Source organism: Rhodococcus sp. IEGM1428, assembly GCF_050321865.1.
Classification (GTDB): domain Bacteria; phylum Actinomycetota; class Actinomycetes; order Mycobacteriales; family Mycobacteriaceae; genus Rhodococcoides.
Window position 1 is genome coordinate 1 of the sequence record NZ_JBNQFW010000013.1, and the last position, 21,147, is coordinate 21,147.

At 64.3% G+C, this 21,147-nt stretch carries 21 protein-coding genes; 8 read left to right on the forward strand and 13 right to left on the reverse strand.

The genetic code is table 11. The annotated features are described in order from the left end of the window. Window positions 1–140: 140 nt before the first annotated feature. Genes ACQR3T_RS28325 through ACQR3T_RS28340 form a run of 4 tightly spaced genes read right to left on the reverse strand, consistent with a single transcriptional unit; the run spans window position 141 to window position 3,465 of the window. Window positions 141–887: an amino acid ABC transporter ATP-binding protein gene (locus ACQR3T_RS28325; protein WP_032380620.1), complete on the reverse strand. Its 747-nt coding sequence runs from the start codon at window positions 885–887 to the stop codon at window positions 141–143. Continuing rightward, window positions 884–2,374 carry an ABC transporter permease subunit gene (locus tag ACQR3T_RS28330; RefSeq protein ID WP_428695766.1) on the reverse strand — a complete coding sequence of 497 codons (1,491 nt, stop codon included), beginning with the start codon at window positions 2,372–2,374 and terminating at the stop codon, window positions 884–886. Before ACQR3T_RS28330 ends, ACQR3T_RS28325 begins: the two co-directional genes overlap by 4 nt. Window positions 2,375–2,413: 39 nt before the next feature. After that, window positions 2,414–2,896: a RidA family protein gene (locus ACQR3T_RS28335; protein WP_428695767.1), complete on the reverse strand. Its 483-nt coding sequence runs from the start codon at window positions 2,894–2,896 to the stop codon at window positions 2,414–2,416. A 14-nt stretch (window positions 2,897–2,910) separates the two neighbouring features. Further along, the gene (locus ACQR3T_RS28340) at window positions 2,911–3,465 is read right to left on the reverse strand and encodes a histidine phosphatase family protein (protein WP_094609700.1); all 555 of its coding nucleotides are present in this window, start codon (window positions 3,463–3,465) and stop codon (window positions 2,911–2,913) included. Window positions 3,466–3,543: 78 nt separating this feature from the next. On the opposite strand from ACQR3T_RS28340, the gene ACQR3T_RS28345 reads away from it, so the two are divergent. Further along, a complete protein-coding gene (locus tag ACQR3T_RS28345) occupies window positions 3,544–4,719 on the forward strand; it encodes an acyl-CoA dehydrogenase family protein (protein WP_057475540.1) in 1,176 nt (391 codons plus the stop codon). A 16-nt stretch (window positions 4,720–4,735) separates the two neighbouring features. Further along, entirely contained in the window at window positions 4,736–5,863 is a 1,128-nt protein-coding gene (locus ACQR3T_RS28350; RefSeq protein ID WP_428695768.1) for an acyl-CoA dehydrogenase family protein, read from the forward strand. A gap of 74 nt (window positions 5,864–5,937) precedes the next feature. Here the strand turns inward: ACQR3T_RS28350 and ACQR3T_RS28355 are convergent, their stop codons facing one another. Further along, window positions 5,938–6,747 (reverse strand): alpha/beta fold hydrolase, encoded by an 810-nt coding sequence (locus ACQR3T_RS28355; RefSeq protein WP_428695769.1) that lies wholly within the window; start codon window positions 6,745–6,747, stop codon window positions 5,938–5,940. Between the two features lie 158 nt (window positions 6,748–6,905). On the opposite strand from ACQR3T_RS28355, the gene ACQR3T_RS28360 reads away from it, so the two are divergent. Continuing rightward, complete coding sequence (locus tag ACQR3T_RS28360) at window positions 6,906–7,817, forward strand: phosphodiesterase (RefSeq protein WP_428695789.1); 912 nt, start codon at window positions 6,906–6,908, stop codon at window positions 7,815–7,817. On the opposite strand, the gene ACQR3T_RS28365 is transcribed toward ACQR3T_RS28360, so the two are convergent. The 3 genes from ACQR3T_RS28365 to ACQR3T_RS28375 form a co-directional block, all read right to left on the reverse strand. Continuing rightward, on the reverse strand, window positions 7,814–9,313 hold the full coding sequence (locus tag ACQR3T_RS28365; RefSeq protein ID WP_196249233.1) for a stealth family protein: 1,500 nt from the start codon (window positions 9,311–9,313) through the stop codon (window positions 7,814–7,816). The genes ACQR3T_RS28360 and ACQR3T_RS28365 overlap by 4 nt on opposite strands. Window positions 9,314–9,466: 153 nt before the next feature. Then, a complete protein-coding gene (locus ACQR3T_RS28370; protein ID WP_428695770.1) occupies window positions 9,467–9,829 on the reverse strand; it encodes a VanZ family protein in 363 nt (120 codons plus the stop codon). A 10-nt stretch (window positions 9,830–9,839) separates the two neighbouring features. Continuing rightward, a complete protein-coding gene (locus tag ACQR3T_RS28375) occupies window positions 9,840–10,508 on the reverse strand; it encodes a class I SAM-dependent methyltransferase (RefSeq protein ID WP_052070980.1) in 669 nt (222 codons plus the stop codon). An 83-nt stretch (window positions 10,509–10,591) separates the two neighbouring features. Between ACQR3T_RS28375 and ACQR3T_RS28380 the strand changes: the two genes are divergently transcribed. Further along, the gene (locus ACQR3T_RS28380; RefSeq protein ID WP_032380613.1) at window positions 10,592–11,065 is read left to right on the forward strand and encodes a phosphoribosyltransferase; all 474 of its coding nucleotides are present in this window, start codon (window positions 10,592–10,594) and stop codon (window positions 11,063–11,065) included. Window position 11,066: 1 nt separating this feature from the next. On the opposite strand, the gene ACQR3T_RS28385 is transcribed toward ACQR3T_RS28380, so the two are convergent. Then, window positions 11,067–12,101, reverse strand: coding sequence for an NADPH:quinone reductase (locus ACQR3T_RS28385; RefSeq protein ID WP_428695771.1), 1,035 nt, complete (start codon window positions 12,099–12,101; stop codon window positions 11,067–11,069). A gap of 99 nt (window positions 12,102–12,200) precedes the next feature. Here ACQR3T_RS28385 and ACQR3T_RS28390 point away from each other — a divergent pair, with 99 nt between their 5' ends. Beyond that, on the forward strand, window positions 12,201–12,710 hold the full coding sequence (locus ACQR3T_RS28390; RefSeq protein ID WP_032380611.1) for a mycothiol transferase: 510 nt from the start codon (window positions 12,201–12,203) through the stop codon (window positions 12,708–12,710). A gap of 3 nt (window positions 12,711–12,713) precedes the next feature. Here the strand turns inward: ACQR3T_RS28390 and ACQR3T_RS28395 are convergent, their stop codons facing one another. Both ACQR3T_RS28395 and ACQR3T_RS28400 read right to left on the reverse strand, forming a co-directional pair. After that, on the reverse strand, window positions 12,714–13,208 hold the full coding sequence (locus ACQR3T_RS28395; RefSeq protein ID WP_428695772.1) for an SRPBCC family protein: 495 nt from the start codon (window positions 13,206–13,208) through the stop codon (window positions 12,714–12,716). After that, window positions 13,205–14,029 (reverse strand): SDR family NAD(P)-dependent oxidoreductase, encoded by an 825-nt coding sequence (locus tag ACQR3T_RS28400; protein ID WP_428695773.1) that lies wholly within the window; start codon window positions 14,027–14,029, stop codon window positions 13,205–13,207. The genes ACQR3T_RS28395 and ACQR3T_RS28400 overlap by 4 nt, the downstream gene beginning before the upstream one ends. Window positions 14,030–14,131: 102 nt before the next feature. Between ACQR3T_RS28400 and ACQR3T_RS28405 the strand changes: the two genes are divergently transcribed. Next, complete coding sequence (locus ACQR3T_RS28405) at window positions 14,132–15,196, forward strand: iron-siderophore ABC transporter substrate-binding protein (RefSeq protein WP_032380609.1); 1,065 nt, start codon at window positions 14,132–14,134, stop codon at window positions 15,194–15,196. Between the two features lie 236 nt (window positions 15,197–15,432). On the opposite strand, the gene ACQR3T_RS28410 is transcribed toward ACQR3T_RS28405, so the two are convergent. Both ACQR3T_RS28410 and ACQR3T_RS28415 read right to left on the reverse strand, forming a co-directional pair. After that, the gene (locus ACQR3T_RS28410) at window positions 15,433–16,827 is read right to left on the reverse strand and encodes a DUF222 domain-containing protein (protein WP_428695774.1); all 1,395 of its coding nucleotides are present in this window, start codon (window positions 16,825–16,827) and stop codon (window positions 15,433–15,435) included. A gap of 205 nt (window positions 16,828–17,032) precedes the next feature. Then, entirely contained in the window at window positions 17,033–18,505 is a 1,473-nt protein-coding gene (locus ACQR3T_RS28415) for a cryptochrome/photolyase family protein (RefSeq protein ID WP_428695775.1), read from the reverse strand. A 127-nt stretch (window positions 18,506–18,632) separates the two neighbouring features. On the opposite strand from ACQR3T_RS28415, the gene ACQR3T_RS28420 reads away from it, so the two are divergent. Next, window positions 18,633–20,285 carry an alkaline phosphatase D family protein gene (locus ACQR3T_RS28420; protein ID WP_428695776.1) on the forward strand — a complete coding sequence of 551 codons (1,653 nt, stop codon included), beginning with the start codon at window positions 18,633–18,635 and terminating at the stop codon, window positions 20,283–20,285. Between the two features lie 18 nt (window positions 20,286–20,303). Then, window positions 20,304–21,146 (forward strand): rhodanese-related sulfurtransferase, encoded by an 843-nt coding sequence (locus ACQR3T_RS28425; RefSeq protein ID WP_428695777.1) that lies wholly within the window; start codon window positions 20,304–20,306, stop codon window positions 21,144–21,146. Window position 21,147: the final 1 nt, after the last annotated feature.

A 21,147-nucleotide genomic window follows, 5' to 3' on the forward strand; every position in this document is an offset into this window, starting at 1 on the left:
TACTCCATAGCCGGTCACAGTGCCCCGCAGCATCACCACAGCCCGTGTGTCACATGTCCCTGGACATCTCGTGTCTCATATGTCCCCGGACTGAACACGACCCCTGCTACGAAGTTCCACTCACATGGGGCGCAGCCCCTCTACGCCAGAATCCGCTGCAGGAACTGTCGGGTGCGAGGCTCCGTCGGGTTCACGAGCACCTGCTCCGGCGTGCCGCGTTCGAGGACGACGCCGTTCTCGATGAACAGCACCTGATCGGCGACCTGCTGGGCGAAGCGGATTTCGTGGGTGACGATCACCATCGTCCACCCCTCGGCGGCAAGGCTTTTGATGACGGCCAGCACTTCGCCCACGAGTTCGGGATCGAGGGCCGAGGTGGGCTCGTCGAACAGCATCAGTTTGGGGTGCAGGGCGAGGGCGCGAGCAATTCCGACGCGCTGTTGCTGGCCGCCGGAGAGCTGGAACGGATATTGATCGGACTTGGCGTCGAGGCCGATCTGGTCGAGGATTGCGTGAGCGTCGCGGACGGCGTCGTCCTTGGCCCGCTTCTGCACGATCACCGGTCCCTCGATGATGTTCTGCAACACCGTCTTGTGCGGAAACAGGTTGTGGCTCTGGAACACCATGCCGCTCTGAGCCCGGAAGTGTCGGAGTTGAGCCGCGCCGACGGGTTCGGCGAAATCCACCGACACATCGCCGATTCGGATGATCCCCGCGTCGGCTCGGTCGAGAGCGTTCAACGTGCGGAGCACCGTGGTCTTGCCGGATCCGGACGGCCCGATGATGACGGTGACGGTGCCGGAGGGCACGGTGAACGAGATGTCCTTCAGCACCTCGAGTGGCCCGAACGACTTCTTCAGAGCGGATACTTCCAGCAGGTCTGTCATTTCGCCACGTACCTGTCGAGTCGGACTTCGAGCTTGCCTTGGAAGAACGAGAGAACGATGCAGATCAGCCAGTAGTAGAGCGCTGCAACGGAGTAGAGGGTGAAGAAGTCGAAGGTCGGTGCCGCCGCGAGTTGCGCTACGCGCAGCAGCTCGGTTACCAGGATGGTCGACGCGAGCGAGGTGTCCTTGACCAACGAGATCAGCGTGTTCGACAACGGTGGTACCGCGGTCCGTAGCGCTTGCGGAAGTACGATGCGCTGCAGCGTGGTTCGGTATCCCATGCCGATGGTCTGCGCGGCCTCCCATTGGCCCTTGGGCACGCTCAGTATCGCCGCACGGATGACCTCGGCGGCATAACCGCCGACGTTCAAGGAGAACGCGACCACGGCGGCCGGGAACGGTGAGATCACGATGCCGAACTGCGGTAGCCCGTAGAAGATGATGAACAGCTGCAGCAGTAGGGGAGTGCCGCGAATGATCGAGACGTAGAACCGGGCGACCGCAGCGAGCGGCTTGATCGACGAGATGCGGGCCAACGCGACTGCAAGGGCAATGACGAGTCCGACCACAAAGCTGATGGCGGTCAGCGGAATGGTCATCGTGACAGTGGCTTTGAGCATCGGCCACAGGTTGTCGAGGACCAACTGAGTTTTGGACGGCGCCGTGGACGCGGCGTCGTCGCTCACCGGAACCACGGTGTCTGCCGTCGGTGCGGCGACGTCACTGCCGAAGTACTTCTTCGAGATCTCGGCGATGGTGCCGTTCTCACGCAGCGTGTCGACGGCTGTATCGACCTCGTCCATCAGGCCGCTGTTCTTGCGGGCCACGAAGGATTGCAGTGTCGTGTCCCCGGTCTCGCCGGCAATCTTCACACCGGTATCGCCGGTCTGCTGTAGGTATTCGGCGATCGCGAGGGAGTCGTTGACGGTGGCGTCGACGCGGCCGTCCTTGACCAGGGTGACCGCCTGGACAAATCCCTCGACGGCTTCGACGTTGGCTCCTGCGTTCGCAGCGACCTCGGCCCAGTTGCTCGTCGAGGATTGGGCGGTCGTCTTGCCTGCCAGGTCGGCCAGAGTCGAAATAGTGGAGTCGTCTGCAGCGGTGAGGATCTGACCTTCCGACACCGTGTAGGGCGTGGACAGGTCGTATGCCGATTGCCGGGCCGGGGTGATCGAGACCTGGTTGGCGATGAGGTCGAAGCGTTGGGATTGCAGGCCGGCGAATATGGAATCGAACGGCGTCTGCACGAAGTCGACCCGCACCCCCAGTTCCGCACCGACGGCGTTGATCACGTCGATGTCGTATCCGGTGAGCTGCCCGTCCGCGCCCTGATAGCTGAACGGGCTGTAGGTGCCTTCGGTGCCGACCACCAGCACTCCGTCGTCGCGGACGCGGTCCAGCAACGACTGCGAGGACGAACTGCATCCGGACAACCCCAGTATGGCGATCAGAATCGCGACCAGAGCAAGAGTAGATCTGCGCACCATCCGCGCCTGCTTTCACCGTAATTACGAGTGCACCGAAACCTACCCGTCGATCTCCAATTCCGCTGACACCACCACGGTGTTGTTCATCGGTAGTGCGGCCACCCCGAGTGCAGTGCGTGCGTGCGCACCGATTTCGGGACCGAAGATCGCCAGCACCAGATCGGAGAAGCCGTTGACGACCGTTGTGGTCTGGGTGAAGCCGTGATCGGCATTGACCGACCCGGTGACGGTGAGCCACGCGCTGATTCGATCGAGATCGCCGACGGCGCCGGCGACGCTACCGAGGAGAGCCAATGCGGTGTCGCGCGCGGCATCGGTGGCCGCGTCCAGACTCACCTGGGACGGAACTGCACCGAAGGGCCCTGCCAGTGTTCCGTCGGGTGCCAGTGGCGAGTGGCCGGAGGCGAATACTCGGTTGCCCCGTACCCGCACCCACTCGAACGAGAACTCGAAACCAGGCGGCGCGGTCGGTTCCCCGGGCAAGGTGAAACCGAGTTCGGTGATGCGACGTTCGATCTCCATGAACGAAAATCCTGTCAGACCGCAACACCGTTGATGGTGCGAACGGTCCAGCGAGAACCGTCGTGCTCGAGGGTGGACACTCCGGCGTTGAGGATGCGCGGGGAGTGCCGCCGTCGGATCGCGTCGAAGATCGCCCGAATGACGCCGCCGTGCGCCACGGCGATCACCGCCGAGTCCGGGTAGCGCGACGCGATGTCGTCGACGGCGCGCACGCCTCGCACGATCAGATCCGAGCGGGGCTCCAATCCCGGGTACATGCCGTTCGGCCAGTGCGAATACGCATCCCAGTCGGTGAATCCTTCGGCCTCGCCGAAGTGTCGTTCGGCCAGATCGGGGAACTCGGCGGTGCGTGTCAGGCCGAGGTGCGCACCGATGATGTCGGCGGTTTCGGCTGCTCGGATCAGCGGTGAACTGACCAGGTGGTCCCACTGGCGGTACTCGAGTTCGTAGCCGGCCTCGCGGGCCTGAGCACGGCCGGTGTCGTTGAGCGGAATGTCCGACGAGCCTTGCAGACGCCCGTGCAGATTCCAGTTCGTTTCACCGTGCCGAACCAGTGCCAGAAAAGTCATAGTGAGCGGAGAATATCCCAGAGTTACCAGGGAGTACGGTCGATACGAAGATACGTGAACGAGCTTGGAGGATTGTCGATGAATCTTGCCCTGACAGAAGAAGAGGCCGCGTTCCGTGACGAGATGCGGACGTTCTTCACTACGAAGGTCCCCGCCGAGATTCGCGAGAAGAGCGCGACGGGTCAGGAGTTGAGCAAGGACGAGGTGGTCGCGACCATGCGAATCCTCAACGAGAACGGCTTGGCGGTGCCACATTGGCCCGCCGAGTTCGGTGGCCGTGACTGGACCCCCGTGCAGCGTCACATCTGGCTCGACGAAATGCAGCTGGCGTCGGTACCCGAGCCGCTGGCCTTCAACGCCTCGATGGTCGGCCCGGTCATTGCGACGTTCGGCTCCCAGGAGCTCAAGGAGAAGTTTCTGCCCAAGACGGCGAACCTCGACATCTGGTGGTGCCAGGGCTTCTCCGAGCCCGAGGCCGGATCGGACTTGGCGTCGCTGCGCACCACCGCGATCCGTGACGGTGACGACTACATCGTCAACGGGCAGAAGACGTGGACCACGCTCGGCCAGTACGCCGACTGGATCTTCGCGCTCGTGCGGACCAACCCGGACGCGCCGAAGAAGCAGGCCGGAATCTCCTTCCTGCTCATCGATCTGAACACCCCCGGCATCGAGATGCGGCCCATCAAGCTGATCGACGGCAGCGTCGAGGTCAACGAGGTCTTCTTCGACAACGTTCGCGTTCCGGCCGAGAACCTCGTCGGCGAGGAGAACCAGGGTTGGAGCTACGCCAAGTTCCTGCTCGGCAACGAGCGCACCGGCGTCGCCCGGGCCGGACACACCAAAGTGCATCTGGGACAGGCGAAGAAGCACGCCGCGCAGACCAAGGTGGGCAGCGGCACGTTGCTGGAGGATCCACTGTTCGCGGCCAAGATGGCCGAGGTCGAGAACGAACTGCTCGCCCTCGAGCTGACTCAGCTGCGCCTGGTGTCGAGCTCGGACGACGGCAAGCCGAATCCGGCCTCGTCCATTCTCAAGCTGCGGGGATCGGAATTGCAGCAAGCCACAACCGAATTGCTGATGGACGTCGCCGGCCCGGATTCGCTGCCCTACGAGGCGGGCGAGGACATCGAGAGCGAAGGCTGGGCGCAGCGCTCGGTACCGGGGTATCTCAACTACCGCAAGGTGTCGATCTACGGCGGCTCGAACGAGGTTCAGCGCACCATCATCGCCTCGGCGATTCTCGGACTGTAAGGGAGCATCTGAAGACATGGATTTCGAACTCAACGAAGAGCAGAAGCTGCTGCGCGACACCACTCGTGAGGTCCTCACGCGGGCCTACGACACCGAGAAGCGCAACAAGATCGTTGCCGGTGAGCTGGGTTGGAGCACCGACGTCTGGAAGCAGCTGGCCGAGGTCGGCCTGCTGGGTCTGACGTTCAGCGAGGAAGACGGCGGCATGGACGCCGGTCCCGTGGAGATCATGGCGGTGATGACCGAGGTCGGACGACGCCTTGCACCCGAGCCGATTCTCGATGCCGTCCTCGTTCCGGGCGGGTTGATCTCCGAGCTCGGCAGTGCCGAGCAGCGCTCGCGGCTCCTGCCGCCGGTGGCCGAGGGATCGTCGATGTTGGCGTTCGCGCACAACGAATCCGGCAGTCGCTGGCCCAACATCGAGATCGCCACCACTGCCACCGAGGACGGTGGGTCGTGGTCGATCAACGGTGTCAAGAATCCGGTACCGCACGGCGGTAGCGCGGACGTGATCGTCGTCAGTGCCGTGCTTCCCGCCGGAGGAACCGGACTGTTCGTCGTCGACGGCGACGCAACGGGTCTCACGCGCAAGTCCTACGCCACGCACGACGGTCAGCGCGCTGCACAGATCGAATTCGTGGACGTCGCGGCCGAGCCGCTCGGCACCGCCGAGAACGCGGCTGCCGCGATCACCGGTGCCGAGGTGCGGGCGCAGGCGGCGCTGTGTGCGGAGGCAATCGGTGCGATGGAAGAAGCGCTGCGCCTGACCACCGATTACCTCAAGGCGCGCAAGCAGTTCGGGGTTCCGCTGGCCAAGTTCCAGGCGCTCACCTTCCGCGCTGCGGACATGTACGTGCTGCTCGAGCTCGCCCGCAGCATGAGCCTCTACGCCACGATGTCGTTGGCGGACGGAAACGTCGACACCACGATCGCATCGCGTGCGAAGCTGCAGATCTCGCGGTCCGGCCGCAAGCTCGGCCAAGAGGCGATTCAGTTGCACGGCGGCATCGGCGTCACCTCCGAGTATCCGGTTGGGCACTACACCAGCCGGCTCGTGGCCATCGAGCACACTCTCGGTGGTGCCGACGAACACCTGCGCATCCTGGCGTCCAAGGTCTCCGATCACGACCTCATCGGGATCTGACGCTCCTCGGAAAGACACGACTCGGGCCCGGCCACCTTCGACAGGTGACCGGGCCCGAGTCGTCGTGCGAGGTGTCAGCTCCCCGAATCGGCTTGGACCACAAGGTCGGCCACGGCTGCGGGGTTGGAGACCAGGATCGCGTGCGAGCCCGGTACCTCGGTCACCGTCGCCCCGGCCCGTTGCGCCATGAAGCGCTCCGCCGAGGCCGGGATGATCTGATCCTGCTGGGGGATCAACGCCCAGGACGGGGTATCCGCCCAGGACGGTGGGCCGCTCGGCTCGAGCAGTGCACCGGCGGCGATGGTCTTCTGGTGAGCGACCATGCGCGCAGCCTGCTCCTCGCTCACGTCGGGCGCGAAGAACGGGCGGAACAGCGCGGGTGTGATGTACGAGTCGACGTTCTTGCCGATCAGGTTGGACGAGTCGTCGACGATCGACAGGCCGATCACCGGCGGAACCAGGGCCGTCACGGGGAAACGAAACGGATCGAGTTCGAGCGCTACGGGTTCACCTTCGACGGGCATGAATGCGGCGACGTAGACCAGCGCCTCCACATTGTCGGCGTGCACGTTGCTGATCACCGTGCCGCCGTAAGAATGGCCCACCAGGACCACCGGGCCGTCGATGCTCTCGACCACATCGGTCACGGAGGCCGCGTCGATCGCGGGCCCGCGCAGCGAGTTCTCTGCGGTCACCACCGGGTAACCGCGGCCGCGCAGGTTCGCTGCGACGCCGTCCCAGCTGGTGCTGTCGGCGAAGGCTCCGTGCACGAGAACCACGGTAGGTAGGCCCTGCGCAGCGGCCGGGGCCACGCCGATACCGACCATCGTGCCCACGGTCAATGCCGCGGCCGCGAGCAGTGAAGTCCACTTCGGTTTCGTCATGCTCTCAACCTGTCACACGCTCAAAGTTTCCGCGGTGTTCACCGCGAAGATTCGACCAGCTTTTTCTCAGTGAACGCTCGTATGCTTGGCTTGCAGCAGTGGCGTTCGCCCGGCCGGGCGAACGTGAAACGGTAGGTCCGATCGTGAGCGAGAGTTCGATGAAGTCTCGGATGGCCGAGTACCCACGTCCCCATCACTGCTTACTGCATATCAGTGACACGCATCTCGTCGACGGAGACGGCCGGTTGTACGGCGGCGTGGACAGCGAGTTGCGGCTCGAACAGGTGATGACCGATGTACGTAACTCGGGTGTGCGGCCCGATGCGTTGGTGTTCACCGGAGATCTGACCGACAAGGGCGAGGCGGGTGCCTACGAAAAGCTCCGCGCGCTGGTCGAGCCGGTGGCCGAGGAGCTCGGCGCACAGATCGTGTGGGCGATGGGCAATCACGACGACCGCGCGACGTTCCGTCGGACGCTGCTCGACGCCGAACCGAGTGGGCAGTCCATCGATCGCGTGCACGATGTCGACGGTCTTCGCATCGTCACCCTGGACACCACGGTTCCGGGCAAACACCACGGCGAGCTCGGCGACGATCAATTGGCCTGGCTGGCCGACACTCTCGCAACCCCCGCCGAGTTCGGGACGATCCTGGCGATGCATCATCCGCCGGTGCCGACCGTGCTCGATCTCGCAGTGCTGGTCGAGCTGATCGATCAGCCGCGGCTCGCGGGCGTGCTCCGCGGAACCGATGTGCGCTCCATTCTGGCCGGGCACCTGCACTATTCGACTACGGCCACGTTCGCGGGCATACCTGTCTCGGTGGCATCGGCCACCTGTTACACCCAGGATCTCAACGTGCTCGCAGGCGGACTGCGCGGCCGCGACGGGGCTCAGGGATACAACCTGGTCCACGTCTACGAGAACACCGTCGTCCATTCGGTGGTGCCGACGGGGTCGTACGACACAGTGGGAGAAGCGGTCTCGGCGGAGGAGACGGCACGCAGGCTCGATGCGGCGGGAGTCACCATCGCAGACAGCGCCCGACGAAAGACGTTCAGCGACGCCTAGCGCTGTTCGCGCTCCCACGGCGCGACGATGGGGAAGTACTTGTCCAGGAACTGCGTCACGGTGCGGGTGCGCAGATCCAGGTCGACTTCCGGGAAGCTGCCGTCGTTGAGGCAGAAGAAGTCGACAGATCGCTTGGGGAGCAGCTTCTCCATCAAGTCGAGGCCCGCTACCGATGTGGTGTCGATGTACCGAACCTTCGCGTCCTTCTGCACCACCGCGCGTCCACTCATCAATGCGTAGTAGTGGTACAGCGAGTTCGTCACCGAGATGTTGGTACTCGCGCGAAATGCGCTCGCCGCTGTGGAGGCGAACTCGTCCGGAAACTCGTTCTCCATTTCCTGCATCACGCTGCGGCGCAGCGGAGTTGCTGCGTGTTCCAGATGTCGGGTTGTGGTCATGCCGAATCTGTCCTGCAGGATTCGACGGTTCACCCGCGCCGCGTTCTCGAAGCCGCTGCGGTCGGCGTCGCTGTAGCCCAACCCGATTCGCGTCGTCGCCTCGATGAACATGCTGATTCCGCCGGGGGAGAAGAACATCGACGGGCTGACCGGACGACCGAAGAACATGTCGTCGTTCGAGTACAGGAAGTGCTCGGACAAGCCGGGGATGTGGTGCAGCTGGCTTTCGACGGCCTGCGAGTTGTGTGTCGGCAGAACCGAGGTGTCCACGAAGAACGCCTCGCTCGGCACGAATGTCACCTTGGGATGGTCGGCGAGCCACGCCGGCCTCGGGGAGTCGGTGGCCACGAAGATGCGTCTGATCCACGGTGCGTACAGGTGAACCGACCGCAGGGCGTACTTCAGTTCGTCGATCTGCCGGTAGCGGGCTGCTGAATCGTCGCCCTCACCGACGACGTAGTTCGCCATCCGCCGCGCACGCTGAGCCTGGAACTCTGCTGACGAGCCGTCGACCCAGGAGAACACGATGTCGATTTCGAAATTGATGTCCGACGCGTGGTCGGCAAACATGTTCTCGATGGTCGGCCACGTTCTACCGAAGCGTTCGACGGTGCCGCGGACGGCCTCGTCGGGCCGAATGTTGCGGCGGGTCAGGGAGTTCTCGATCGGCAGCACGATCTCGGACGGGGAGAAGGACCACAGCTCGATCTGCACGGCCGTCGACGCGCCGTAGTACAACCCACTGAACGGCTCGACGCGCGGTCGGTAGAGGCGCACGATCCGCGCGTTCGCAGACGGCGAGAGGGTGCCGTCGGCAACCAGCACGGCTTTCCCGCGGGCGTCGACGGTCTTGGAGTAGAACGGCTCGGCGCGGCAGGCGTGCACCAGCGCTGTGGTGAGCGCGTCCCGGGCCGCCAGTTCGATGGCGATGACGGGTCGTTCGTCGTTGCCGCGAACGAGCAGGTATTTGATTCGTGCGGCGTCGAGGACGGCGCGGACGAACAGTAGATCCTCGACCATCGCCTGATGTGGGGTGGTGGAGGTGATCGTCAGTGCGTAGCGGCCGTCGTGGCTGACCACGTCGGATCGTTCGCTCAGGCGTGCTGCGGACGCTGCAGATTCTCGGGTGACGGCATCATTTGTCTCGTGCTCCGGTGGAACGAGGTAGATATCGTGCGGGGCAGAAGACGAGGTGATGGCGTTCCTTCCTGAGTGCGCGCGCTGGCCGGGGAAACCCGGTGCGGACTCAGTCTAGTGCAGGTCCGGGGCTTTCTTGACGCGCTGCGGTAGAACCCAGTTCGCCGCGACCAGGCCCACCGCAACTCCGGCAGCGTCGGCGAGAGCGTCGGCTACCGATCCCGAGCGTCCCAGGGGCAGGATCGCCTGCAGGAACTCCGAGAGTGCCGCGAACGCCAGTACCCACAAAGCCGTCCGGCCCCAGCCGATGTCGGCCACACGCGAGGTGTAGGCGAGGGCCGCGAACAGCGTGAAGTGAATGATCTTGTCGCTGTGCTGAAATCCGGAGGGCACCCCCGACGCGGGGGTGAAGAGAACGATCAGCGCGACGCCGAACGTGACGGCCAGGGGAATTCGATACGTCGACGGCGAGAGCACCGCGAAGAGTTTACCGGCGTTGCAGCACCACCACCGTGTCGATTCGCTCGTCGCCGTCCGGGGTCGTACGGGTGCGGTGTTCGGCGTGGATCACCTCGAATCCGTCGCCTGCCGCAGCGACGACCGGTTCCGGTGCGAACAGTCGGTGCTTGGCCGGATGCTGCGAGGCATGGCTGTCGCTGGGACTGTGGCCGACGATCAGCAGCCGCCCCTTCGATGCGACCGCTGCGGCGAACCTGCGGGTGGTCAGTTCGAGTTCTTCCGGGGGCACCTGCAGGAAGTGCACCGACACCAGATCGAACGCCGAGGCCGGGGGAGTCCAGTCCAGAACGTCTTCCTGTTGCCAGTTCACTGCGAGTGTCCGCGGCTCGAGTGCCTGTTGTGCTGCGCGAGCGCGGCCGAGGGCGACATCGGAGATGTCGACGCCGGTCACGTGCCAGCCTTCACCGGCCAGCCACAGGGAGTCGGCACCTTCTCCGCAGCCGATGTCCAGGGCGCGGCCCGGAGTCAGCTCGGACGCTTCCTGTACCAACACGGCATTGGGATTGCCGCTCCAGATGGCGGTGCGTTGGTTGTAGAGGTCGTCCCAGAATGCTTCGTCGAAGGCACCGTTCTCGAAATCCGGTTCTGCGCCGGTCCGGTCGGCGGGAGGAGTGTGAGCGTGTGTGTGGTCGGCCATGCTTCGAGACTGCCCGCTCACGGCCACGGACGCAAATAAATTTGCCGTTTCAGCAACAGTGAGTCTGGGTAGAGTGGTTTGTCATGACCGAACAGGAACGTGAAGTACTGACGTGGGCGACGTTCGGAGACGCCTCGCGCGATCTGACCAGGAAGATCGTCGACGACGGATTCGTTCCGGACATCGTCATCGCGATCGCCCGTGGCGGACTCATTCCCGCGGGTGCGATCGCCTATGCGATGGGCGTCAAGGCTGCGGGCACCCTCAATGTCGAGTTCTACTCCGACATCGAGGAGACCCTGCCCGATCCTGTTGTCCTCGAGCCACTTCTGGACACCGATGCGATCGTCGGCAAGAAGTTACTCGTGGTCGACGATGTCGCCGACTCCGGCCGCACCCTGGCTCTGGTGATCGACCTGCTGAAGGCGCATACGCCCGACGTGCGGTCGGCCGTGATCTACACCAAGCCCAGAACCATTGTGCAGCCGGATTATTCGTGGCGAGAGACCGACAAGTGGATCAATTTTCCGTGGTCCACGTTGCCGGTCATCACCTGAGTTACTCGCTGGAGACGTCGATCAGCACCTTGCCGACGGTTCCGTTCTCGACGGCGTCATGCGCGGAAGCGGTCTCGCTCAGCGGGAAGCGGTGCAGTGGTAGACCGGTGGCCTCACCCACCTCCAACACACCTGCGGCCGCCGCGGCGCTGACGTCCGCCTCGGCATTACGCAATGCCTCATCGCCCACGGTGTAGAGGAGTACGAACTGGTAGCGGGTGTTGCGCACCATGTTCGGCCGGACATCGAGGGTCACGGTGTCGCCACCGTTGTTGGCGTAGACGGCCACCGATGCGCGGTTCGCTCCCACGGCAGCGTTGAGCGCGGCGTTCTGTGCGGGAGCGACCTCGACGACGAGATCGATTCCGTCGGGAACCAACTCGCGGATTTCAGCGGCGGCGTCGCCGGCCTTGTAGTTCACCACGTGGTGCGCGCCCGCGGCGGTCGCCAGTGCGCCCTTCTCCGGCCCGCTGACCGTCGTCACCACGGTCGCGCCCGCCCAACGGGCCAATTGGATCGCGGCATGGCCGACGGCACCGGCACCACCTGCGACTAGTACCGACTTGCCGTCCAGCGCGCCCGGGTGCAGCCGGGTGGGTCCGTCTTCGGAGACGGTCAGTGCGCGGTGCGCCGTCATCGCGGGCACTCCGAGGCTTGCGCCCACGTCGAATCCGACGCCGTCGGGCAGAGGCACCACCCGGGAAGCGGGCAGGATTGCAAACGACTGTGCCGTTCCAGTGGGACGCTGGTGCTGGGCCAGGTACACCCAGACACGATCTCCGACGGAGACGCCATCGACATCGGGGCCGACCGCGTCCACCACTCCGGCACCGTCCTGGTTCGGTACCACCTCGTCGAATGCCAGCTTCTCACCCGGGCCGGAGCCGGTTCTGTTCTTCCAGTCCGTCGGATTGACGCCTGACACCACGATGCGGACGCGGACTTCGCCTGCGGCCGGCTCGGTCACCTCGCGATCTTTCAGTTCGAGGACGGACGAATCGCCGGTGCGGGTGTACACAATTGCTGGAACAGTCATATCCGTTCCAACGCGCTCGGCCGGCCCCGATGTTCCCTGCGGCCTCATCGGGGTATGCATGAGTGGTCATCAGTGCTGCCAGAGAAGAGATGGATCTTTATGAATCACAACGACCTGCTCACCGACGCGTTCGGCCGGATCAAGGAACTCGTCCACTCGGTGCTGGACGATATCCCCACTGCCGCGTTGACGTATCGACCCGACGCCGACGCCAACAGCATCGCGTGGCTGCTGTGGCACCTGACGCGGGTGCAGGACGACCACATCGCGGGTGTGGCCGGGAGCGAACAGGTCTGGACGTCGGACTCGTGGTTCGAGCGTTTCGGACTACCGTTCGACAAGTCCGACATCGGCTACGGCCAATCGTCCTCCGACGTCGCTCAGGTCACCTCGAGCGCCGAGTTGCTGCGTGAGTACCACGACGCCGTGCACTCGAAAACCGTTGCTTACGTGAGCAGTATCTCGACCGACGATCTGGACCGGATCGTCGACGAGAACTGGGATCCGCCGGTCACATTGGGTGCGCGACTGGTATCGGTGGTGTCCGACGACCTGCAGCATGCCGGGCAGGCCTCGTACGTTCTCGGCCTGTACACCCGGCAGGCCTAGCAGTCAGGCGTAACGCTTCTGCAGGTTCTCCAGCGTCTTACGGATGTTTCGACGCTGGAATTGCGGGAACGTCTTGCCGCTGGTGACGATCTTGTCGAACACAAGGGCCAGAGCGTCGGGCCATTTCGTTCGGTCGTCGGTCCAGGTTTCGGTGACTTCTGTGCCGTCCGCGACCTGCTCGAAGTCGTATCGCCAGGTTGCGTTCGCGCCCTTGATTTTCGGAGTGCTCTTGCCGATCGCGTGGACGCGGAACTCGAAGGTCTTGCCCGGGTCCGCCGCCGTGACGGTACAGCGAGTGATCCACTTCGCCCGGCCGCGCTTGTTGGTTCCGTCGAACACCATTCCCACGTACGCACTCTCGCGAGGTTCGTGGACCGTTGCGCCCGTGTTTTCGGGGCTCCACTGCCCCATCTTGGTGGGGTCGCTGATCGCAGCGTAGAGAGTGTCGGCGTCGGCGTTCACGACGATGCTGTCGGAGACCACGAGTTCGCGTTTCATGACGACGCACCGTTCTTCAGGCCGGGATGAATACGAGTGAGCATGGGCACCAACAGCGTTCGCGGGGTGATTTGGGCGAAGATCGATCCGATGCGGTTGGCGGGCCCGGGGATCGAGACCATGCGTCCCTTGGCCATGTCGTCGACGGCAGTCTTGGCCACTGCTTTGGCCGACACCCACATGATCGATGGAAGTGCCTTCTCTGCATCGTCTTTCGCGAAGCCAGCGGCCTCACCGAATCCGGTCTGCACCGGTCCGGGGCACAGCGCGGTGGCGGTCACTCCCGTTCCGCGCAGTTCACCGGTCAGAGACTGGGTGTAGGAGAGAACGAACGCCTTGCATGCGCCGTATCCGGCTTGCCCGGGTAGAGGCTGGAACGCGGCGGTCGAGGCGACGTTGAGCAGCGCGCCGCGTCGGCGTTCGGTCATGCCGGGGAGGAACCGGGTGCAGAGGTCTGCGACGGCGACCACGTCGACCTCGATCATGTTCATCTCTGCATCCGGATCCGATTCTGCGACGGGTCCGAGGGTGGAGAGTCCGGCGTTGTTGATCAGGATGTCCGGGATCAGGCCGAGATCGGTGATGCGGCCGAGCAGTTCGGCGCGCGCTGTGCGGTCGGAGAGATCTGCGGCCAGCACCTCGGCGCGGACGCCTCGTGCGCGGATCTCCTGTGCCAATTCTTCGAGCTTGTCGGCACGCCGGGCGACCAGCGTGACACCGTGGCCTCGGGACGCGAGTTGGCGAGCGATGGCGGCCCCGATGCCGGAGGACGCTCCGGTCACGACGGCAGTCCGATCGGGTGCGGGACGAGGAAGGCTCATGTGTCCCACCGTAGCGAATGCGTGTTGTGCAGCGCATTTGAATCTCGATAAGAGGTTAGCCTAGTCTAACTTTAACGTCCCTTTGCTTATCGAGAGGTAACCATGTTTTCTGCTCCAACGGCCGGTCGGCGGTCTGTTCGACGGTTCTCCGCGCTGTCCGCGCTCGCCGTGTCGGTCCTCGTGGTCGGCGCATGTGGCAGCACCGACACCGCCGAGACGCAGAACGCCGACGGCGGTGATTTCGCGGCCGTGACGATCGATTCGGCTTTGGGGCAGGCGGTCATCACCGAGAAGCCGGAGCGCATCGTGACTCTCGGGCAGGGCTCGGCCGAAACGGCGATCGCGCTGGGCACCGTCCCGGTCGGTGTCGAGGAGTATTCGTGGGGTGCCGACGACACCGGCTATCTGCCATGGGTTCACGACGCCGTGACGGAAATGGGTGCCGAACTTCCCCAACAATTCACCGGCGGAACCGAATTGAACATCGAGGCCGTCGCGGCGCTCGAACCGGACCTGATCCTGGCACCGTGGTCCGGCATCACGCAGGATCAGTTCGACAAGCTCAGTGCCTTCGCCCCGGTGGTTGCGTACGAGGAGCAGCCGTGGACAACTACCTGGGAAGACCAGATCACCGTGATCGGCAAGGCCATGGGTGAGGAGGAGAAAGCCGCGGAGGAGATCGACGAGATCGAGAGCCGCTTCGCGGACGCCGCCGCCCAGCATCCCGAGTACGCGGACGTGAGCTTTTCGTACATCTACAACACCGGCCCCGGCACGCTCGGCGTGTTTCTCGCCGACGAACAGCGCGTCGCGATGGTTCGCGGTCTCGGGTTGCAGGTCGATCCGGTAGTGAACACGCTCGACGAGACCGAGGGCACCGACTCGTCGGTCATCGGGTTGGAGAACGCGAATCTGCTCAACGATTCCGACCTGATCTTCACGTTCTACTCGGACCCCCAGAACCGTACCGACACCGAGAATCAGCCTGCGTACAAGCAGATTCCGGCTGTGTCACGGGGTTCGGTCGTTGCGCCGACGGATCAGTCCTTCGTCACCGGGTCGTCGATCATCAATCCCCTGACGGTGCCGTGGGCACTGGAACGATACGTGCCGATGATCGACGAGGCGGTCGCGAAGGTCGACGCCGGCACGTCGTCGGTCAATTGAGTGCAGCGGGACAACATGGTCTCGACTCCACGCGACTCGGACACACCGCCGAAAGTCCACGGTCGATCTGGCAGCCTGTGTTCCGATGACCTGGCGGACGTAGCCTGAACAGTGCTCGAAGTTGTGTTGCATCACTGCGGTGACGGCATACTCGATTCACTCGAATCAATCTGTCGAACAACCTTTTCCAGCCCCGCACCGTGTTCTCGGTGCGGGGCTGGATTGTTCGTATGGGCTTACGCGATGTGGGGGCCGGCTCTGGCGTGGGATTGTCGGGGTTCTCGGGAGGGGTCGACGGTGGCGGGTGGGACGAACCAGGGGTGGTTGTCGGTGCCGATGAACACTTCCCAGTCACTGTGGTGAATGAGTCGGTGGTGGAATCCGCAGAGCAGGACGAGGTTGTTCATGTCGGTCGGGCCACCGTCGGTCCAGTGCCAGATGTGGTGGCCCTCTGTCCAGGCGGCGGGTTTGCCGCAGCCAGGGAACGCGCACCCGTGATCGCGGGCGGTGAGGGCGCGTTTCTGTTTCGCGTTCACGGTGCGGGCGGTGCGGGCAAGGTTGATCGGGGAACCGTTCTCGTCCAGAGCGATGGCAGTGAGGAGGCAGTCGCAGGCCAGTTGCCGGGACGTATTGCGGGAGAGTGGCCCCATCCACGGCAGCCACCCGACGGTAGTGCCGTCACCGAACAGGTCCCGATACGCGCCGCGATCCTGGCTCGGTCGCGTAGCACCATCACATCCATCGGCACTGCCGGTGAGGTCATCGGGTTCGGTTGCGGTGGAGATATTCTCGTCTGTGCCGTCGCCTGCCTTGGCGTCGGTATCGGATTCGTGTGCAGCGTGCGAATTTTCGTCTTCGGTGATGTCGTCGCCGCGGCTCTGAAGGTCGCGGAGGGTGATGTGGAGGTTGATGTGGGGTCTCTCGCCGCCCTCGGTGGGGCGATCCTTCGAGGCGAGGTAGTGGTCGAGGATCTGCCCGAAGGCGTCGGCTCGGCGTTGGGCGGGGCTGCGTTCGTCGGGGGTGCCGTCGGCGGCGGGGCGGGGTTCGGTCAACGGTGAGAGGGCGGTGAAGAGTTTTTCTGCGGTGACGGCATCGAAGTCGGCTTTGAGGCAGAGCCGCTGGTTGAGCATCTTCGATGCGAACAGTTCGTTGCGGTCGGTGTCCTCGGGGGGTGGCTTGTTGCCGCCGTAGGTGTCTTCGAGTTTGGTGATCGCTTCACGGATCTTGTCGGTGCGCGCCCCGGGCCCGGTGGCGGCGGTGATCATCGCGGTGCGGGCGATATCGCGACCCTCTTGGGGGAGGTTCTTCGGTGGTGTTTCGGCGAAGGCGAGAATCAGGGCGGCGTGGTCGACGGACATGACGCCCGTGTTCACGGCGTCGGCGATGTCGGGGAAGTTCTTCAGTCCGCGGGCGAGGGCGACGATCTTGTGCGCTTTGCTGGGAGTGAGCAAGGTGGTGGCGGTGAGCCAGCCGGCGGGGCCGGGAAAGCCGAGCTTCTCGCGGGAGACGCGAGTATCGATCTCGGCGACGAGGGCGATACGGCGGGCTTCGAGCAACTGAATGTCATGGGAGGCGGCGATGGCGTCGGCGAGTAGCTCGGACTCGCTCAGTTGCCAGATCTCCGTTGCCATGGACCAAGTGTATCGAACATGCATTCGACACACAATGATGGTCAAATCGAAAACTATTGCTGTGCATAAGGATTCGCGGATCCGAACTTGTCGGTGGGCCGTGGTAAAGGCTCGATGGCATCAACCTGCGAACTTCGGGCAGGGCAAGACTGCACGCACCTCTGGCGAGCCTCTTCGCGGATGGCGACGCCAAATTTTCTTTGCGTCAGTACACCTCGCGCTGACGTTCCTGTTCCAACACCTGCTCGAGGTCGCTCAAACGGTTCATCGACGACACCTGCCGCGCCGTGCGGTGATTGAGCGCCAACATCTCGCGGTGCCGGTGTACGAAAGCCCAGTAGCCGGCTGTGAAGGGACAGGCGTCGTCGCCCAGTCGCTTCTTCGGGTTGAATTCGCACGGCTTGCAGTAGTCGGTCATGCGGTTCAGGTAGGCCCCACCCGAGGCGTAGGGCTTGGTGGCGATCACTCCGCCGTCCGCGTGCTGACTCATGCCGATCACGTTCACCGGCATCACCCAGGCGAACCCGTCGACGAAAGCCGTTGCGAACCAATCCGTCAACGCTCGCGGGTCCCACGCATGTTGCAGCGCAAAGTTTCCCAGGATCATCAGTCGTGGAATGTGGTGCACCCAGCCGCGGTCACGCACGCCGTCGACGGTGCTGGACAGGCATTTCGCCACCACGGCATCACCGTCCAACTCCGTCAGCCAACTCGGAAGGGGCTCATGCGCTTCGAGTTTGTTGCGCTCGAGGTACTCCGGCCCCAGATGCCAGTACAGGTGCCATACGTATTCGCGCCAGCCGAGGATCTGCCGAACGAAACCCTCGACGCTCGCCAGCGGGGTGCCGTCTCGGTGGGCGTCCTCGGCAGCGTGCGCCACATCCAGCGGTTGCAGCAGGCCAAGATTCAGCGGGACCGAGAGCAGCGAGTGCGACATCGTCCAGTCATCGGCCATCACCGCGTCCTCGTACTTGCCGAAGTCGTCCAAGCGGTAATTGACGAAGTGCGCCAACGCCTCCGACGCCTCGGCCGCCGTCACCGCGAACACTCGGGGCCCGTCCACTCCGACGGTGTCGAGGTCCCAGTCGTCGAGGTCGACGCGCACCTGCTCGTCGATGGCATCCTCGCTCGGCCACCACGGCTCTTCGACACCCAGGGTCAACCGACCCTTCGGGGGTGGCGACTGATTCTCGGCGTCGAGGTTCCACTTCCCCGAGACGGGATCGGCACCGTCCATCAGCACGTCGAATCGCTTGCGCTGCTCGCGGTAGAACGTCTCCATGCGAAAGGTCCCACGCTCGGCCGCCCAGTCGGCGAACTCTGCCCGGGGAAGCGCGAACATCGGCGTCGGCAGAATCTCCGAGACCAGGCCCTCCTCGTGCAAGGCGGCGACGAACTTCTCCGCCGCGTGCGAGGTGGGCTCGAACACCACCACGGGCTTGCCGTACTCGGCCAACCCCTCGCGGTACGTCTCGGTCTGCAGGTAGGTGACGCGATCACCCAGCTCGTCGGCCAGATGACGCATTCCCGACAACACGAGATGGAGCTTCTGTCGGTGGTATCGCCTGCGTCGAAACACGCGCCGCGACTCGATCATCAGCACGTCTCGCTCGGCATGCTCGTCCACCGAGTGGAAGTGCGGGCCGAGCTGATCACCGAACAACCACAGAGCCTCCATCCCCGGAGTGTTCTCCCGCAGCGACGAAGGCAAACCAGCGTCCGGAGCATGGCCGGCCGGTGAACACTGTGGCCGACCCAGGCGCGCCTTACTTGACCACCGACCATCCATCGCATGGACTGACCCGATGCACGCTGAGTCTGCGCTTTCCAGAAGGACGTTTCTTCGCTCGTCGTCGGTGGCCGTCGCAGTGGCCGGAGTGGTCACGACACTGCCTGCGACCGCACACGCGCAGGGCAGCGATCGAGGCTTTCTGCACGGGGTGGCGTCGGGAGATCCGTTACCCGACGCGATCGTTCTCTGGACCCGCATCACCCCCACGCCCGACGCCACCCCGGGCTCCGGCGTCGGCCCGCAGGTGTCGGTGACGTGGCGGATTTCCCGTAGCGCGGACATGGGTGACGTCGTCTCCTCCGGAACGGTCTCGACCGGCCCCGATACCGATCACACCGTCAAGGTCGACGTCGACGGCCTCAGCGCGGACACCACGTACTTTTACGACTTCCGGACGAGCGACGCGGCATCGGCCGTCGGGACCACGCACACCGCACCGGCCAACAATGCCGACATCGATGCGATGCGCTTCGGCGTCGTCTCGTGCTCCAACTGGGAGTCGGGCTACTTCGGTGCCTACCGGCATTTGGCCGCCAGGACGGACTTGGACGCCATCGTGCACCTCGGCGACTACATCTACGAGTACGAGACGGGTGGCTTCCCGGGGCGCGACGGCGTCGTGCGGCAGCATTCGCCCACGCACGAGATAGTCACGCTCGCCGATTACCGTCAGCGGCACGGCCAGTACAAGTCCGACCCGGATCTGCAGGCCGCCCACGTCGACGTCCCGTGGATCTGCACGTGGGACGACCACGAGTCGGCCAACGACGCCTACGACGGCGGCGCCGAGAACCACACTCCGGCCACCGAGGGCGATTGGTACACGCGCAAGGCCAATTCGGAGCAGGCCTACTACGAGTGGATGCCGGTACGCGCGGCAGGAACCGCGACCAACCGTCACCTGTACCGCAGGCTCCGGTTCGGCAACCTGCTCGAACTCTCGATGCTGGACCTGCGGACCTACCGCTCGCAGCAGGTGTTGCCGTTCAACGGTCCCGAGGTCGATTCGCCGAACCGAACCATCACCGGTGCCGAGCAGATGCAGTGGCTCACCGACGGCATCGTCTCGTCGCCGACGCAGTGGAAGATCGTCGGCAATCCAGTGATGATCACGCCCACGCTGATCCCGCCGCTCGACCGCGACGCAGCCCGGGCGGTCACCTCGCTGCTCGGCATTCCCGAGGGCGGTCTGCCCTACAACGCCGATCCATGGGACGGCTACACCGCCGACCGCCGGAAGCTGCTCGGAGCGATCGTCGATGCAGGCGTCGACAACACGGTCTTCATCACCGGCGACATCCACTCGGCCTGGGCCTGCGAGGTGCCTCTCGACGCGGCGCACTATGCAACGACGGAGCCTGCTGCCACCGAGCTGGTCGTCACCTCGGTGAGCTCGGCCAACATCGACGATCTGACACACACTCCGCCGCACACGCTGGGTCGGGTCGCCGAGGAAGCATTCAAGGCACTCAACCACCACGTGAAGTTCGTAGACCTCGACAGCCACGGTTTCGGCGTCTTCGAGGTCACCAAGACAGCGGCTCGGATGGACCACTGGTTCCTCACCGCCAAGGAGGATCCGCAGACGGGCGTGTCTTGGGGAGCGGGCTTCACCGTCGATTCCGGCACCCAGCGGCTTCGGGCGGCGGCGCCACCACTGGGCTGACACGCCATACTGAACAGTGTGGCTGTACCGAAAATCGTCCTGTTCTACGTGTTCACTCCGCTGCCCGATCCCGAAGCGATCAGGCTGTGGCAACAGTCGCTGGCCGCGTCGAACAACCTGACCGGACGCATCCTGATCTCCGAACACGGCATCAACGCGACGGTGGGCGGTGACGTCGACGACGTCAAGAGGTACGTCCGCGGCACCCGCAGCTATCCGGCCTTCAAGGCGGCCGATATCAAGTGGTCGGACGGCCTCGGCAACGACTTCCCGCGGCTGTCCGTTCGAGTTCGGGACGAGGTCGTCACGTTCGGAGCCCCCGGTGAACTGAAGGTCGACGCCGACGGCGTGGTCGGCGGTGGCACTCATCTGAGCCCGGAGCAGGTGCACGAGCTGGTCGATTCCCGGGGCGACGACGTCGTCTTCTTCGACGGCCGCAATGCGTTCGAGGCCCAGATCGGAAAGTTCAAGAATGCTGTCGTCCCCGACGTCGAGACGACGAAGGACTTCGTCTCGCAGCTCGATTCCGGTGCGTACGACCATCTGAAGAAGTCCCCGGTGGTCACCTACTGCACAGGGGGAGTGCGGTGCGAGGTGCTGTCTTCGTTGATGGTGGCCCGCGGTTTCGAGGAGGTCTATCAGCTCGACGGCGGAATCGTCCGATACGCAGAGACTTTCGGAGACGACGCGCTGTGGGAGGGCTCGCTGTTCGTTTTCGACAAGCGGATGGCTCAGAACTTCTCCGACCACACCGCCGTCATCGGTCGGTGCAGTTCCTGCGGCAACCCGACGTCGCGGTACCAGGACTTCGACGGTGATGCCGGCCGTGGTTTGCGGTTGATCTGTCTCGATTGCGCCTGAG

What these genes read in the sequence shown, in the direction of transcription:
- ACQR3T_RS28340 (WP_094609700.1), bottom strand. Translation starts at nt 3,465, where the DNA reads ATGACTTTTCTGGCACTGGTTCGGCACGGTGAAACGAACTGGAATCTG.
- ACQR3T_RS28360 (WP_428695789.1), top strand. Translation starts at nt 6,906, where the DNA reads ATGAAGTCTCGGATGGCCGAGTACCCACGTCCCCATCACTGCTTACTG.
- ACQR3T_RS28375 (WP_052070980.1), bottom strand. Translation starts at nt 10,508, where the DNA reads ATGGCCGACCACACACACGCTCACACTCCTCCCGCCGACCGGACCGGC.
- ACQR3T_RS28355 (WP_428695769.1), bottom strand. Translation starts at nt 6,747, where the DNA reads ATGACGAAACCGAAGTGGACTTCACTGCTCGCGGCCGCGGCATTGACC.
- ACQR3T_RS28350 (WP_428695768.1), top strand. Translation starts at nt 4,736, where the DNA reads ATGGATTTCGAACTCAACGAAGAGCAGAAGCTGCTGCGCGACACCACT.
- ACQR3T_RS28415 (WP_428695775.1), bottom strand. Translation starts at nt 18,505, where the DNA reads ATGGAGGCTCTGTGGTTGTTCGGTGATCAGCTCGGCCCGCACTTCCAC.
- ACQR3T_RS28330 (WP_428695766.1), bottom strand. Translation starts at nt 2,374, where the DNA reads ATGGTGCGCAGATCTACTCTTGCTCTGGTCGCGATTCTGATCGCCATA.
- ACQR3T_RS28395 (WP_428695772.1), bottom strand. Translation starts at nt 13,208, where the DNA reads ATGAAACGCGAACTCGTGGTCTCCGACAGCATCGTCGTGAACGCCGAC.
- ACQR3T_RS28405 (WP_032380609.1), top strand. Translation starts at nt 14,132, where the DNA reads ATGTTTTCTGCTCCAACGGCCGGTCGGCGGTCTGTTCGACGGTTCTCC.
- ACQR3T_RS28380 (WP_032380613.1), top strand. Translation starts at nt 10,592, where the DNA reads ATGACCGAACAGGAACGTGAAGTACTGACGTGGGCGACGTTCGGAGAC.
- ACQR3T_RS28420 (WP_428695776.1), top strand. Translation starts at nt 18,633, where the DNA reads ATGCACGCTGAGTCTGCGCTTTCCAGAAGGACGTTTCTTCGCTCGTCG.
- ACQR3T_RS28325 (WP_032380620.1), bottom strand. Translation starts at nt 887, where the DNA reads ATGACAGACCTGCTGGAAGTATCCGCTCTGAAGAAGTCGTTCGGGCCA.
- ACQR3T_RS28400 (WP_428695773.1), bottom strand. Translation starts at nt 14,029, where the DNA reads ATGAGCCTTCCTCGTCCCGCACCCGATCGGACTGCCGTCGTGACCGGA.
- ACQR3T_RS28345 (WP_057475540.1), top strand. Translation starts at nt 3,544, where the DNA reads ATGAATCTTGCCCTGACAGAAGAAGAGGCCGCGTTCCGTGACGAGATG.
- ACQR3T_RS28335 (WP_428695767.1), bottom strand. Translation starts at nt 2,896, where the DNA reads ATGGAGATCGAACGTCGCATCACCGAACTCGGTTTCACCTTGCCCGGG.
- ACQR3T_RS28410 (WP_428695774.1), bottom strand. Translation starts at nt 16,827, where the DNA reads ATGGCAACGGAGATCTGGCAACTGAGCGAGTCCGAGCTACTCGCCGAC.
- ACQR3T_RS28390 (WP_032380611.1), top strand. Translation starts at nt 12,201, where the DNA reads ATGAATCACAACGACCTGCTCACCGACGCGTTCGGCCGGATCAAGGAA.
- ACQR3T_RS28385 (WP_428695771.1), bottom strand. Translation starts at nt 12,101, where the DNA reads ATGACTGTTCCAGCAATTGTGTACACCCGCACCGGCGATTCGTCCGTC.